The sequence below is a fragment of the Sphingomonas sp. 2SG genome (genome assembly GCF_005503285.1).
Classification (GTDB): Bacteria; Pseudomonadota; Alphaproteobacteria; order Sphingomonadales; family Sphingomonadaceae; genus Sphingomonas; species Sphingomonas taxi.
Genome location: NZ_SCMZ01000073.1, coordinates 1 through 13,231, shown reverse-complemented (window position 1 = coordinate 13,231; position 13,231 = coordinate 1). Strand labels below are relative to the sequence as shown.

The 13,231-nt window shown below is 68.7% G+C and carries 17 protein-coding genes and 1 pseudogene; 6 read left to right on the top strand and 12 right to left on the bottom strand.

The window, feature by feature from the left end; translation table 11 throughout:
* Window positions 1-581, top strand: a pseudogene (locus FFS23_RS18780) (TonB-dependent receptor); the annotation flags it as partial.
* A gap of 4 nt (window positions 582-585) precedes the next feature.
* On the opposite strand, the gene FFS23_RS18775 reads toward FFS23_RS18780, so the two are convergent.
* Window positions 586-2,121, bottom strand: a complete 1,536-nt coding sequence (locus FFS23_RS18775) for an ABC transporter permease/substrate-binding protein (RefSeq protein WP_137899794.1) — start codon at window positions 2,119-2,121, stop codon at window positions 586-588.
* Window positions 2,118-2,882 (bottom strand): ATP-binding cassette domain-containing protein, encoded by a 765-nt coding sequence (locus FFS23_RS18770; protein ID WP_137899793.1) that lies wholly within the window; start codon window positions 2,880-2,882, stop codon window positions 2,118-2,120. The genes FFS23_RS18775 and FFS23_RS18770 overlap by 4 nt, the downstream gene beginning before the upstream one ends.
* 61 nt (window positions 2,883-2,943) lie before the next feature.
* On the opposite strand from FFS23_RS18770, the gene FFS23_RS18765 reads away from it, so the two are divergent.
* Window positions 2,944-3,732, top strand: a complete 789-nt coding sequence (locus FFS23_RS18765) for an SDR family oxidoreductase (protein WP_137899792.1) — start codon at window positions 2,944-2,946, stop codon at window positions 3,730-3,732.
* 7 nt (window positions 3,733-3,739) lie between these two features.
* On the opposite strand, the gene FFS23_RS18760 is transcribed toward FFS23_RS18765, so the two are convergent.
* Window positions 3,740-4,033 (bottom strand): 4a-hydroxytetrahydrobiopterin dehydratase, encoded by a 294-nt coding sequence (locus tag FFS23_RS18760; RefSeq protein ID WP_038664984.1) that lies wholly within the window; start codon window positions 4,031-4,033, stop codon window positions 3,740-3,742.
* 49 nt (window positions 4,034-4,082) lie between these two features.
* Between FFS23_RS18760 and FFS23_RS18755 the strand changes: the two genes are divergently transcribed.
* The 3 genes from FFS23_RS18755 to FFS23_RS18745 are packed head-to-tail and all read left to right on the top strand — an operon-like array spanning window position 4,083 to window position 5,691.
* Window positions 4,083-4,493, top strand: a complete 411-nt coding sequence (locus tag FFS23_RS18755) for a metallopeptidase family protein (RefSeq protein WP_249340758.1) — start codon at window positions 4,083-4,085, stop codon at window positions 4,491-4,493.
* A complete protein-coding gene (gene ccmA / locus FFS23_RS18750) occupies window positions 4,490-5,044 on the top strand; it encodes a heme ABC exporter ATP-binding protein CcmA (protein ID WP_283214464.1) in 555 nt (184 codons plus the stop codon). Before FFS23_RS18755 ends, ccmA begins: the two co-directional genes overlap by 4 nt.
* Window positions 5,044-5,691: a heme exporter protein CcmB gene (locus FFS23_RS18745; RefSeq protein ID WP_137899790.1), complete on the top strand. Its 648-nt coding sequence runs from the start codon at window positions 5,044-5,046 to the stop codon at window positions 5,689-5,691. The genes ccmA and FFS23_RS18745 overlap by 1 nt, the downstream gene beginning before the upstream one ends.
* Window positions 5,692-5,697: 6 nt before the next feature.
* Here FFS23_RS18745 and FFS23_RS20550 read toward each other — a convergent pair whose 3' ends face one another.
* The 9 genes from FFS23_RS20550 to FFS23_RS18705 all read right to left on the bottom strand — a co-directional run bounded on the left by FFS23_RS20550 (window position 5,698) and on the right by FFS23_RS18705 (window position 12,018).
* Window positions 5,698-6,018: a hypothetical protein gene (locus FFS23_RS20550; RefSeq protein WP_245640744.1), complete on the bottom strand. Its 321-nt coding sequence runs from the start codon at window positions 6,016-6,018 to the stop codon at window positions 5,698-5,700.
* On the bottom strand, window positions 6,006-6,875 hold the full coding sequence (locus FFS23_RS18735; protein ID WP_137899789.1) for a class I SAM-dependent methyltransferase: 870 nt from the start codon (window positions 6,873-6,875) through the stop codon (window positions 6,006-6,008). Before FFS23_RS18735 ends, FFS23_RS20550 begins: the two co-directional genes overlap by 13 nt.
* A complete protein-coding gene (gene thrC / locus FFS23_RS18730; protein ID WP_137899788.1) occupies window positions 6,872-8,263 on the bottom strand; it encodes a threonine synthase in 1,392 nt (463 codons plus the stop codon). The genes FFS23_RS18735 and thrC overlap by 4 nt, the downstream gene beginning before the upstream one ends.
* 187 nt (window positions 8,264-8,450) lie before the next feature.
* Entirely contained in the window at window positions 8,451-9,038 is a 588-nt protein-coding gene (locus FFS23_RS18725) for an SURF1 family cytochrome oxidase biogenesis protein (protein WP_137899787.1), read from the bottom strand.
* The gene (locus FFS23_RS18720; protein ID WP_137899786.1) at window positions 9,035-9,430 is read right to left on the bottom strand and encodes a DUF983 domain-containing protein; all 396 of its coding nucleotides are present in this window, start codon (window positions 9,428-9,430) and stop codon (window positions 9,035-9,037) included. Before FFS23_RS18720 ends, FFS23_RS18725 begins: the two co-directional genes overlap by 4 nt.
* A gap of 20 nt (window positions 9,431-9,450) precedes the next feature.
* The gene (locus tag FFS23_RS18715; RefSeq protein ID WP_137899785.1) at window positions 9,451-10,383 is read right to left on the bottom strand and encodes a cytochrome c oxidase subunit 3; all 933 of its coding nucleotides are present in this window, start codon (window positions 10,381-10,383) and stop codon (window positions 9,451-9,453) included.
* A gap of 38 nt (window positions 10,384-10,421) precedes the next feature.
* Complete coding sequence (locus FFS23_RS18710; RefSeq protein WP_137899784.1) at window positions 10,422-10,988, bottom strand: cytochrome c oxidase assembly protein; 567 nt, start codon at window positions 10,986-10,988, stop codon at window positions 10,422-10,424.
* The gene (locus tag FFS23_RS20640; protein ID WP_281177470.1) at window positions 10,985-11,119 is read right to left on the bottom strand and encodes a cytochrome c oxidase system small membrane protein; all 135 of its coding nucleotides are present in this window, start codon (window positions 11,117-11,119) and stop codon (window positions 10,985-10,987) included. The genes FFS23_RS18710 and FFS23_RS20640 overlap by 4 nt, the downstream gene beginning before the upstream one ends.
* Window positions 11,116-12,018, bottom strand: coding sequence for a heme o synthase (locus FFS23_RS18705; RefSeq protein WP_137899795.1), 903 nt, complete (start codon window positions 12,016-12,018; stop codon window positions 11,116-11,118). Before FFS23_RS18705 ends, FFS23_RS20640 begins: the two co-directional genes overlap by 4 nt.
* A gap of 145 nt (window positions 12,019-12,163) precedes the next feature.
* Between FFS23_RS18705 and FFS23_RS18700 the strand changes: the two genes are divergently transcribed.
* Window positions 12,164-13,057: an iron-containing redox enzyme family protein gene (locus FFS23_RS18700; protein WP_038665014.1), complete on the top strand. Its 894-nt coding sequence runs from the start codon at window positions 12,164-12,166 to the stop codon at window positions 13,055-13,057.
* Window positions 13,058-13,231 lie beyond the last annotated feature (174 nt).

The window sequence follows — 13,231 nt, the reverse complement described above, 5'->3', positions numbered from 1 at the left end:
GTGCCGATGGTCCACCGCCGGGCGGCGGCGGGCGCGGCTTCGGTGGCGGTGGTGGTCGCGGCTTCGGCGGCGGCGGTCGCGGCGGTCAGGGCGGCGGGCGTATCCAGTTCGCGCTATACCATACGTGGCATCTCACCGAGCGCGTCACCGTCGCGAACGGCGGGCCGCTGCTCGACCTGCTCAACGGCGATGCGACCGGATCGAGCGGTGGCCAGCCGCGGCACGAGTTCGAGGCGCAGGCCGGCTATTCGAACAACGGCATCGGCGTGCGCCTGTCCGCCGATTACGCGACCGGTACCCGCGTCAACGGCGGGACGTCGGCCAATCCGCAGACGCTGCGCTTCTCCGGCCTCGCGACCGCCAATCTGCGGCTGTTCGCGGACCTCGGCCAGCAACTCAAGCTGGTCAAGGCGCATCCCTGGGTGCGCGGCGCGCGCGTGACGCTGTCGGTCGACAACATCCTCAACACGCGCCAGACCGTTCGCGATGCGGCGGGCGTGACGCCGATCAGCTACCAGCCCGATTACCTCGACCCGCTCGGCCGCACGGTGCGGCTGAGCCTGCGCAAGCTGTTCTTCTGAGGACCTAAAGCCCCAGTCGTCGCGCCAGCCACGTCGCCGCCTGCTCAGGGGTGCGCTTGCCGGCGTCGCGATCGACCTGATAATTCGCCTCGCGCATCGCGGCGACCGGGATACGCCCGACCAGCGGCGCCAGCGCGGCGGTGAAGGCGGCGTCCCCCGCGCGTGCCGGTGCAACGAGCAGCAGGGCATCGTAACTCGGGATCGCGTGTTTCGGGTCGGTCAGCACCGTCAGCCGGTCGGCCGCGATGCGGCCGTCGGAGGAGAAAGCGGAGATCACGTCCGCCTCGCCGCTCGCCAGCGCGCGATACATGAAGGTCGGCGCATAGGGCGTCGCCGCCGCGAAGCGCAGCGGATAGACGTGGCGTACCGCCGCCCATTCGGGACGTTCGAGGAATTCGAGGTCGCTGCCGAAGCGCAAGGCGGGCGCCGCACCGACGAGGTCGGACAGGCTGGCGATGCCGCGGCGGCGAGCGTCGTCGCCACGCATCGCGAAGGCATAGGCATTTTCGAAGCCAAGCGATCCGACCAACCGCACACCGCTGCTCGCCTGCGTCCAGCGGCCGATCGCGGCGGCCATCGCCTTCGGGTCGGGGACGTCGCTGCGCCGCATCGCGCCGGTCCATAGCGTGCCGGCATAATCCACGTAGACGTCGATATCGCCGCTGGTCAGCGCGCCATAGATCACCGCCGAGCCGAGGCCGTCGCGATAGCGGACGGTATAGCCGGCGCGGGTCAGCCGGTCGCCGATCAGCCGGGCAAGGATATATTGTTCGGAAAAATTCTTCGCGCCGACCGTCACGACCTTGTCGCCGCCGCGCTGCCAGAGCGGCGCGGTCGCGGCGAGCAGGCCGGCCACCAGTACGAGCGTCGCGCCGAGCCACACGGCGCGGCGGCGATGCGCGATGCCGCGCTTGATCAGGCCGATCAGCGCGTCGACGGCAAGCGCCAGCCCCGCCGCGGCGAAACAGCCGGCAAGCACCAGCGCCCAATTCTGCGTCTGCAGACCGGCGAAGATCATGTCGCCAAGGCTCGGCTGGCCGACGGTGGTCGACAGCGTCGCCGCGCCGATCGTCCACACCGCGGCGGTGCGGATGCCGGCGATCAGCACCGGCGCGACCAAAGGCGCCTCGACCAGCCGCAGCGTCTGCGCGGGCGTCATGCCGACCGCTTTGGCCGCCTGTCGCACGGCCGGATCGATTCCGGTCAGCCCAGCGACGCCGTTGCGGATGATCGGTAGCAGCGCATAGAGCGTCAGCGCGATCAGCGACGGCAGGAAGCCCAATGCCGGGATGCCGCCGCCGACCAGCGCCGACAGCCAGAGCAGCAGCGGGTAGAAGAGCGCGAGCAGCGCGAGGCTGGGGACGGTCTGGACGAGGCTGGCGAAGCCGAGGATGACGCGGCCGGTGCGCGGCCGGCGCGCGGCGACGATGGCGAGCGGCAGGCTGATCGCGATGCCGAGCAGCAGCGCCGCCGCCGACAGCAGCACATGTTGCGCGAGCAGCGGCGGCACCCGGCCGAGCGCATCGAGGAAGGCGCTCACGCTGCTTGCTCCCGCGCGATCCCGCGCAGCCGTTCGGCCTGATCGCGCGGCACCGCGACCAGCGCCTGCGCCGCTTCGCCGCCATCGCCATGGAGCAGGTCGGCGGGCGTCGCATCGGCGACGATCCGCCCCGCCTGCATCACCAGCACGCGGTCGGCGAGCAGCAGCGCCTCGGCCATGTCGTGCGTGACGAGGATCGTGGTGAGACCTAGCCGGTCGTGCAGCGCGCGAATCTCGCTGCCAAGCGCGTCGCGCGTCACCGGATCGAGTGCGCCGAACGCCTCGTCGAGCAGCAGCAGCTTGGCACCGGGCGCGAGCGCGCGGGCGATGCCGACGCGCTGACGCTGGCCGCCCGACAGCGCCTCGGGCAGCCGGTCTGCGATGGCGCGCGGCAGCGCGACGAGATCGAGCAGCGCGTCGACGTCGGTGGCGGGGAGGCCGGCGATGCGCGGGCCGATGCCGATATTTTCGGCGACGGTCATATGCGGGAACAGGCCGATGCCCTGAAAGACATAGCCGATCCGCCGCCGCAGCGCCGGGGCGGGACCGGCGGCGACATCCTCGCCGTCGAGCAGCACGCGGCCCTCGCTCGGCTCGATCAACCGGTTGATCGTCTGGAGCAGCGTCGACTTGCCCGATCCCGATGCGCCGACCAGCGCGACGAAACTGCCCACGGCGATCGTCAGCGAGACGCCATCGACCGCCCGCGTCTCGCCATAGCGTTTGCTGACGGCGTCGAAACGGAGCGATTCTGCTGGCATCGTCCGGAACGATGCGGGATGCCCGCTACAAAGTCCAATGAATGGACGGCAGGAGAGGCTTATGAGCGAGGTACGCGCGATCTTCATCACCGGCGGCGGATCGGGCATCGGCCGCGCCGTCGCGCGGTTGTTCGCGAGCCGCGGCTGGCGGGTCGGCATCGCCGACGTCAACACCGCCGGGCTCGACGAAACCGCGGCGCAGATCGCCGGCGGCATGGTCGAACGCTATGTCATGGACGTGCGCGACCGCGACGCCTGGACCGCGAGCCTCGACGCCTTCACCCGGGCGAGCGGCGGACGGCTCGACGTTCTGTTCAACAATGCCGGGATCGGCACCGGCGGGCCGCTCGCCGAGGCGCGGTTCGAGGAGATCGACCGGACGATCGCGATCAACTTCACCGGCGTGGTGAACGGCGCGCGGATCGGCCATGCCTATCTGGCAAAGACGCCGGGATCGGTGCTGCTCAACACTTCCTCGGCGTCGGGCATCTATGGTTCGTCGGGACTCGCCACCTATTCGGCGACCAAGTTCGCGGTCCGGGGGCTCAGCGAGGCGCTGGACGGCGAATGGCATCGCGAGGGGATCAAGGTGCGCTGCCTGCTGCCGAGCTTCATCGAGACGCCGCTGCTCGATGGCGTCGCCGGCGGCACCAACCGGACGATCCGCGAATCGGTGACCGGCGCGGGGCTCGAACTGACCCCGGTCGACGCGGTGGCGGAAGCGGCGTGGAAGGCGGTGCATGGCGACGCGGTCCACACCTATGTCGGCAAGACCGCCGAACGGCTGCGCTTCGCCGCACGCTGGTTCCCCGGCGCGCTGCGCAAGCGGATGCGGCGGTCGCTGCGCTGACGGCCGCTTATTCGTCGACGATCGCGTCGATCGCCTCGGCCATCTCGATGTCGCGGCCCGACAGGCCGGCGGCATCGTGCGTGGTCAGCAGGATTTCGACGCGATTGTAGACGTTGCGCCATTCGGGGTGATGGTTGGCCTTTTCCGCCATCAACGCGACCTGCGTCATGAAGCCGAACGCCTCGACGAAATCGGCGAAGACGAGACTGCGGGTGATCGCGTCGCGCGCCTCGTCATAATCCCATTCCGGCAGGCCATCGAGCGCATCGGCACGTTCGGCTTCGCTAAGGGCCTCGATCATCGGCGGTCTTCCTTGCTGGACGGGAAAGGGACGCGGTATGGCGACAGGCATGAACGGGCAAGATGCTAATGGACCGGCACCCGATGCCGATGCGATCGAGCGGATCGCCCGCGACACGATCGCGCGGCTGCCCGCGGCATTCGCCACGCACCTCGGCGACGTCGTGCTGCTGGTCGAGGAGGAAGCGGACGCCGAGACGCTCGCCGCCTTGGGGATCGAGCATCCGCTCGACCTGACCGGCCTCTATCACGGCCGGCCGCTGGGTGAGAAATCGTCGATGGAATCGGGCGCGCTGCCCGACCGTATCCATCTGTACCGGCAGGCGATCCTCGTCGAATGGGTGGAGACGGGGGTGCGGCTCGACGATCTCGTCCGCCACGTCACCATCCATGAGATCGGCCATCATTTCGGCCTGTCCGACGACGATATGCATGCGCTGGAAGACGCGGTGGTCGATTGACCGGGCTAGCACTGGCGGATGTCGCCTGCATGCGTGGCGGCCGGCTGCTGTTTGCGGGCGTGAGTGTCGCGCTCGGCGCGGGCGACGCGGCGCTGGTCAGCGGCCCCAATGGCGTCGGCAAGTCGAGCCTGATCCGCATCGCCGCCGGACTGCTGCGCCCCGCCGCAGGCGCGGTGACGCGCGACGGCGCGGTGGCGCTACTCGGCGAGGCGCATGCGCTCGATCCCGAATTGCCGCTGGCGCGGGCATTGGGCTTCTGGGTCGGCGGGCGAACCGAGGCGGCGATGGCGGCGGTTGGGCTGGCGCATCTCGCCGCGGTGCCGGTGCGGGTGCTGTCGACCGGGCAGCGCCGCCGCGCCGGACTGGCGCGCGTCGTGGGTGCGGACGCGCCGATCTGGTTGCTCGACGAGCCGGCCAACGGCCTCGACGCCGACGGGGTGACGCAGATCGAGACGCTGATCGCCGCGCATCGCGCCGCCGGCGGGATCGCGATCGTCGCAACGCATCAGCCGGTTGCCTTGCCCGGCGCGGTTCGCGTGACGCTGCACTGATGCGGATCGGCGGCATCGTCTGGCGCGATCTGCGCCGCGCCTGGGCGGGTGGGGGCGCCTTGTGGCCGGTCGCCTTCTTCCTCCTCACCGCGATCCTCTTTCCGTTCGCCGTCGGCCCCGACACGGCGTTGCTGGCGCGGATCGGTGGCGGGGTGATATGGGCCGCCGCGCTGCTCGCCGCGCTGCTGCCGGTCGAGCGGCTGGTGGCACCCGACGTCGAGGCGGGGGTCATCGATCAATATGCGGTGCGCGAGGTCCCGCTGGCGCTGGTCGCCTTCGCCAAGATCGTCGCGCACTGGCTCGGCTTCGCGCCGCCGCTGATGCTGGCGGCGGTGGTCGCGGCGGGGCTGTTCGATCTGTCGGCGGCGACGCTGGTGCGTGTCGAGCTCGGATTGCTGATCGGCACGCCGGGGCTGGCGGCGCTCGGCGTCGCCACCGCGGCGCTGGTCGCGGGCCTGCGCGGCAGTGGCGCGGTGGCGGGGCTGGTGATGCTGCCGCTGGCGATCCCGCTGCTCATCTTCGGCGCGGGATCGCTCGATGGCGAGGCAGGGGCGGGGGCGGTGAAGCTGCTCGCCGCGGTCAGCCTGCTGCTGACCGCCGGCGCGCCGTGGATCGCCGCAGCGGCGATCCGGAGCGGCATGGATTAATAACGGTTACGACTTCGATCCGTGATCCGAAGCATAGACCATCGCCGCGGCGGTGCCGGTCGCCGGTTTCAAATGAAACCATTCGGGACGATCGATCGCGGTAAGAAACGCGAGCACGGTTAGGCCGAACATCAGCAGCGCCAGCCGGCCCCACAGCGGATTCGGCTCGGCATCGTCATGCGTCGTTTTGGCGAGATCGTCATTGGGTCGCATCATCATGCCTCCATGTGCTGATCTACCGATATAGGCAGAAAAGCCTTCTGATCGACGAGCGTTCCGTAACGTTTGTTTGCTGCGCTGCACCAACCGCCGCGTCAGCGGCTCCACCGGGCCCAGATCGCGGTCGGCAGCGTCAGGCCGCGTGCCTCCTCGCGCACGCCGAGTTCGCCCGCCTCGACCTTGCCGGGCAGGTCGCTGAAGAGCTGGCGGACCAGCTCACCGATCGCCAGCGCCGACATGCGCACCGCATAGACGGTGAGGAACAGGAAGCGGCTGTCGGCGTCGATCAGCTTGCGGCAGTCGGCGATCAGCCGCGGCAGATCCTCCTCCAGCCGCCATAATTCGCCCTCCGGCCCGCGGCCGTATTTGGGCGGGTCGAGCAGAATGCCGTCGTAGCGGCGCTTGCGACGCACCTCGCGCGCGACGAACTTGACCGCATCGTCGACGATCCAGCGGATCGGCGCCTCGGTCATGCCGGACAGGACGGCATTGCCCCGCGCCGCCTCGACCGATTTCTTCGAGGCGTCGACATGGACCATCTTCGCGCCCGCGGTCGCCATCGCCAGCGTGCCGACGCCGGTATAACCGAACAGGTTGAGGCATTCAGGCTGGTCGAGATCGGCGACCTGCTCGCGCATCCAGCTCCACACCGGCGCCATGTCGGAGAAGAAGCCGAGGTGGCGGAACGGCGTCGGCTGCGCGGTGAAGCGCACCTCGTTCCATTTGAGCGGCCAGCCCTCGCGCGGCACCGGCTCGGCGAAGACCCAGCGGCCGCCGCCATCCTCGTCGCTCGCCGGCACGAACTCGCCCTGCGCGCGCCAGTTTTCGGTGGCGGGCGCCCACATCGCCTGCGGCTCGGGGCGGATGAAGCGGTAGCGGCCGTAGCGTTCGAGCTTGCGGCCGTTGCCCGAATCGACGAGGCCGTAATCCGCCCAGGGCTCGCCGATCAGCGTGTCGAGCTTCATGGCTTCGGCACCGCGCGCTCGGCGACATAAGCGGTGACCGCGTCGAACGTGCCGGGCAGGCTAGCGTAGCGCTCCTCACGCTCGAACAGGTCGCCGATCCGGCCGGGCAGGGTCGGGCGCTGGCCGGTGGCGCGCTCGACCGCGTCGCGGAACTTGGCGGGATGCGCGGTGGCGAGCGTCACCACCGGCACGTCGCTGGGGTGGCGGCGCGCGGCGGCGAGCGCGATCGCGGTATGCGGATCGATCACCTGCCCGGCATGTTCGTGCGCCCAGCGCATCGCGAGCGTCATGTCGTCGAGGTCGACGCGGTCGCTGGCGAACAGCGCCGCGCCGGTATGCTGTGCGTTGGTGAGGCGCATCGCGCCCGACGATTCGAAGCCCTGCATCTGGGCGCTGAGCGCGGCGCCGTCGCGGGCGCCGAGATCGAACAACAGCCGCTCGAAATTCGAGCTGACCTGGATGTCCATCGACGGTGTCGGCGTCTGCTGAACGGTTCCCTTGCTGTAATCGCCCGCCGAGATCGCGCGGTGGAGGATATCGTTGACGTTGGTCGCGACGATCAGCTTGGCGACCGGCAGGCCCATCTGCGCGGCGACATAGCCGGCGAAGACGTCGCCGAAATTGCCGGTCGGCACCGAAAAGGCGACGCTGCGCTCGGGCGCGCCGAGGCGGACCGCGGCGTAGAAATAATAGACCACCTGCGCCATCAGCCGCGCCCAGTTGATCGAATTGACCGCGGACAGCGCGAACGTCCCCGAGAAGCCGGGATCGTTGAACATCTGCTTCACCAGCGCCTGCGCGGTGTCGAAGTCGCCGTCGATCGCGATATTGTGGACGTTGGGGGCGAGCACCGTCGTCATCTGGCGGCGCTGCACGTCCGACACCCGGCCGGCGGGATGGAGCATGAACACGTCGACCCCGGCGCGGCCGGCGAGCGCGTCGATCGCCGCCGAACCGGTATCGCCGCTGGTCGCGCCGACGACGGTGAGATGCCGGTCGCTGCCGGTCAGGAACCGCTCGAACAGCAGGCCGAGCAATTGCAGCGCGACGTCCTTGAACGCCAGCGTCGGGCCGTGGAACAGCTCGAGCAGCCATTGATCGTGGTCGAGCTGGACCAGCGGCGTCACCGCGGCATGGCTGAACCGGCCATAGGCGCGGGTGCAGAGGTCCTTCAGCTCGTCGGGCGTGAGCGCGTCGCCGACGAAGGGCGTCATCACCGCGACCGCGGTATCGACATAGGAGAGGTTGGCGAGGCCGGCGATCTGCTCGCGGGACAGGCTCGGCCAGCGCTCGGGCAGATAGAGGCCGCCGTCGGAGGCCAGCCCGGCGAGGGTGACGTCGCGGAAATCGAGCGCGGGCGCGGCGCCGCGGGTGCTGACATAACGCATCGCGGCTGGGTAGCGGGCCGATGCGCGAGGGGCAACGCCGGGTTTGCTTGGGGGCGATGGGTTTGGGGCTATCGGAAGGCGCCCTCGGTTTTCCTCCGCCAGGGCAGTGCCGGATCGAACAGTTCCCGGCTGTTCGAGGTCATGCCGGTTACAATCCAACCTTGCACTCCCGCTGCACGGGAGAGGATTAGGGTATGTTTCGCCGCCGCAAAGCCAGCACGTAGATCACCGCAGCGATCGCGGCGAAGAAGAACCATTGCACCGCATAGGACAAATGGTTGTTCGGGACGGAGGACAGGTCCGGCTTGCCGTTCGCGGCAAGGCCGAGCGGCGGCGCGTCGGCGACGAGCAGCAGCCGCTGCGGGCTATGGTCGAACAGCGACCCGATCAGCGAGCGGCCGTCGGGGGCGTGGCTGATATAGCCGCTCACCGCGCCGCCGGACCAGCGCGGCTTGAACATCGGGTCGGGTGTCGTGCCGAGCTGGACGACCAGTCCGTCGCCGCAATCGGCGATCAGGCGAAAACCCGCCGCCCCCGCGCCGGCGAGCCGTTGCCCGAGCGGGCGGGCGCATGTCGCGGTCGTGCGACGGAAGAGAAGCCGGTCGTCGGGCGTCGCCGGAAAGGCGATCGGCGGCTTCGCCGGATTGGCGGCAAGCTGCGCGAGATACGCCTCTTTCTTCGGCGCACGATCGAGCAATTGCCACAGGCCCAGCGCGATCATCGCCGCCACCGCAGTCACGACGACGAGGGTCGGGATCAGCGGCACGCGCCTCATGGTCGCGGGTCGATGCGCCCTTCGCGCGCGGCGTTGCGGAATTCGGCGGACATCAGCGCGCCCTTGGCGAGGCGCAGCGACCAGATCACGCCGGCGAGCGTCACTGGGATCCAGATCAGCATATGCAGCCACAGCGGCGGGTGCAGCGTCAGTTCGAGCATGATCGCGCCGATCACCACGATCGTGCCGAGGATCAGCGTCAGGAAGGCGGCCGGCCCGTCGCCGACGTTGAATTGCGTGAAGTCGAGCCCGCACGCCGAACAGCGGTCGGCGAATTTGATCATCTTGGCAAAAAGCGTGGGCTTGCCGCAGCGCGGGCAGAGACCGCGCAGGCCCGCCTGGACGACCGAGGGCATACCCTCGGTCGGCGGCAGGGGCGTCGGATCAGTCATAGGCGACGCCCCTCATGCGATCAGCCGCCGTGGACCGGCGCGCCCCAGCCACCCCAGACGTAGATGGTGACGAACAGGAACAGCCACACCACGTCGACGAAATGCCAATACCAGGCCGCCGCCTCGAAACCGAAATGCTGGCGCGGCGTGAAGTCGCCCTTGTAGGCGCGGATGAGGCAGACGGCGAGGAAGATCGTGCCGATCAGCACGTGGAAGCCATGGAAACCGGTCGCCATGAAGAAGGCGGCGCCATAGTTCAGCCCCTTGAAGGGGAAGGGCGCGTGCATGTACTCATACGCCTGGATCGAGCTGAACAGCACGCCGAGCGCGACCGTCAGCCACAACCCCTTGAGCACGCCGTCGCGGTCGCCGACGCCGAGCATCCCCCACAGGCCGGTCTTCTCACCGCCGCGCTGGTTGTGGATCAGCGCGTGATGCGCCCAGGTGACGGTGGTGCCGCTGGTGAGCAGGATCAGCGTGTTGAGCAACGGCAGTTCGAAGGCGTTGATGACCTCCAGCCCCTTGGGCGGCCATTGCGCGGCGATCGCCGCGGCCCCTTCGGCGGCGCGCTCGACCTGGCCGTCGACGAAGCTCATCGCGGTCGGGAACAGCGCGAAGTCGAAGAAGGCCCAGAACCAGCCGACGAAGAACATGACCTCGGAGGCGATGAACAGGATCATGCCGTAGCGAAAATGGAGCTGGACGACCGGAGTATGGTCGCCGTGATGCGCCTCGCGCACCACCTCGGCCCACCAGCTGTACATGGTGAACAGCACGCTCGCGAGACCGGCGAGGAAGATCCAGCCGCCGCCATTGGCCTTGTCGGCGGCGAGGTGGCCGCCGTGCATCCACATGATCGCGCCCGACGCCATCACCAGCGCCGACAGCGATCCGAACAGGGGCCAGATGCTGGGGGGCAGGATATGGTAATCGTGGTTCTTGGCGCCGGCCATGGTCGTTTCCCTGTTCTCTAATCCTCTTGGGTCAACGCTTAGCCCGCGGATTTCGCGGAATCCACCGGGTAAAACGTATAGGAGAGCGTGATCGTCTCGACGTCGCGCGCATCGGGGTCGTCCATGATCTTCGGGTCGACGAAGAAGATCACCGGCATGCGCTGCGTCTCGCCGGGCTGGAGCGTCTGCTGGGTGAAGCAGAAACACTGGATCTTGGTGAAATATTTGCCCGCCTGGCTGGGGGTGACGTTGAACGTCGCGGTGCCGGTGATCGGCTTGCTGTCGGTGTTGGTCGCGGTGAAGAACGCCATGTCGCGCGCGCCGATCTTGACCGTCTCCGACCCCGCCTCGGGACGGAAGCGCCATTTCATTCCCGGCGCGACATTGCTGTCGAAATCGATGCGGATCAACTTGTTGACCGCGCCGGGCGCCTCCAGCCCGCGCTGCGTCGTGCCGTTAAGGCCGGTGACCTGACAGAACAAGCGGTAGAGCGGGATGCTCGCCCAGGCGACGCCGGTCATGAAGCAGATGCCGAGCACCGCGAACATCGCGGTGCGCAACTGACGCTTCGTCGCGGCGCTATCGGCCTGCGCCGGCGCGCTCATATCATCCCCTGGCGGATCTTGGTGATGGCGATCGCGAAGATCAGGATGACGAAGGCGCCGAGCAGCAGCGCCATCACCCGCGCGCGAGACCGCTGGCGCTGGCGGATCAGATCCTGTTCGTCGGGGGTCATGCGAACACCCAGCGGTCGACGACGAGCGCGCCGAACACGACGAAGAGGTAGAGGATCGAATAGCTGAACAAACGCTTCTCCGGCTTCATCATATCGTCGGGGCGGGTGGTGCGGGTCGCGACGACGAGCGCGAGCGCGGCGAAGATCGCGGTGGTGACGGTGGCGACGCCGCCATAGAGCGGCCCCGTCAGGCCGAGTGGCCAGGGCAGGACCGCGACCAGCGCCATCGGGATGGTGTAGAGGCCGATCTGGCGCCGCGTCACCCGCTCGCCGGCCACAACGGGCAGCATCGGCACGCCGGCATTGGCGTAATCGGTCTTCACGAACAGCGCGAGCGCCCAGAAATGCGGCGGCGTCCACAGGAAGACGAGGCCGAACAGCAGCAGCGGCAGCAGCGCCACCTCGCCCGTCGCCGCCGCCCAGCCGATCAGCGGCGGAAAGGCGCCGGCGGCGCCGCCGATGACGATATTCTGCGGCGTACGGCGCTTCAGCCACACGGTGTAGATGAGGACGTAAAACAGGATCGAGACGGTCAGGATCGCCGCCGCGGCGAAATTCACCGCGAAATACATCAGAATGACCGAGAAGGCGGCAAGCCCGACGCCGAAGTGCAGCGCCGATTCGCGGTCCATCCGGCCATCGGGCAGCGGGCGTTTCTGCGTCCGCCGCATCTTGGCGTCGATATCCGCCTCATACCATTGGTTGAGTGCGCCCGCGGCGCCCGCACCGAGCGCGATGCAGAGGATGGCGGTGAAGCCGAGCACCGGGTGGATGCCGACCGGCGCCGCGAGCATCCCGCACAGGCCGGTGAAGACGACGAGCGTCATCACCCGCGGCTTGGTCAGCGCAAGGAAGTCGCGCCAGTCGGCGGGGGGCAGCAGGGGCGTCGCGACCGTCATCATCGACCGGCTATACGCGCGGCGGGGGGCTTGGGGAAGCGGCGCGGGGGCCGGATCACGATCGTCCTGATCCATGTCAAGCGACTCGAAGGCGCAAGGAACGAACGATCGATCAAGCGGTTGGCCAGCCCACTAGGAGATTCGAATGGCTACCCGCATCGTTGACGCCGACCTACGCGCGTCACAATTCCTTACCGACAGCTTCCAGCGCGGGCTGGCCCATTGGAACCGGGAGCGGCTGGAACCGACGTTCCCCACCGCCGACTGGCAGCGCGTGCTCGACCGCGACGTCCGCATGCAGCGGCTCGAGGGGGGCTTCATCGAGGAATTGCGCGAAGAGGTGGCCGCGGAAGCCGCCGCCGCGCCGACCGATGTCGAGGGCTTCATCGCCTGGTTCGAAGAACTGAAGCAGAGCGGGCCGGGCCAGCACGATCCGCTGTTCCCGTGGCTTGCCGAAGCGGCTGACCTCGACCAGCTGCGTTGGTTCTTCGAGCAGGAGGCTGCGGGCGAGGCGGGGTTCGACGATCTCGTCGCGATGACGCAGGTCAAGCTGCCGACCTATCCCAAGCTGGAACTCGCACGCAATTATTGGGACGAGATGGGCCGTGGCAATGCCAAGGGCATGCACGGGCCGATGCTCGACGCCTTGGTCGAAACGCTGGCAGTGAATCCGGTGATCGAGAATACGCTGTGGCAGAGCCTGTGCCTCGCCAATGCGATGACCGCGATGGCGACGAGCCGCCGCTATGCGTGGCATTCGGTCGGCGCACTCGGCGTGATCGAGCTGACCGCGCCCGATCGTTCGGCGGCGACGGCCAAGGGGCTGCGCCGGCATGGCTTCTCCGACAAGGAGCGGCGCTATTTCGACCTGCATGCGGTGCTCGACATCAAGCATAGCGAGGATTGGAACCGCGAGGCGATCCGGCCGGCAGTGGAGGAAGACCCGCGTCGTGCGACCGCGATGGCCGAGGGCGCGCTGATTCGGCTGCGCTGTGGCGAACGCTGTTTCGAGGCGTATCGCGGCGTGTTGATGGGCTGACCCCAAGTCCTCCCCCGCAAGGGGGAGGTGGCGCGCCAAAGGCGTGACGGAGGGGGAGGAAAGGGCGGGAGCTTCGATATCAGGCTCCCACCCTGTCCTCCCCCTCCACCATTCGGCTGACGCCGAACGGTCCCCCTCCCCCTGGCGGGGGAGGGGGACCGTTCGGCGTCAGCC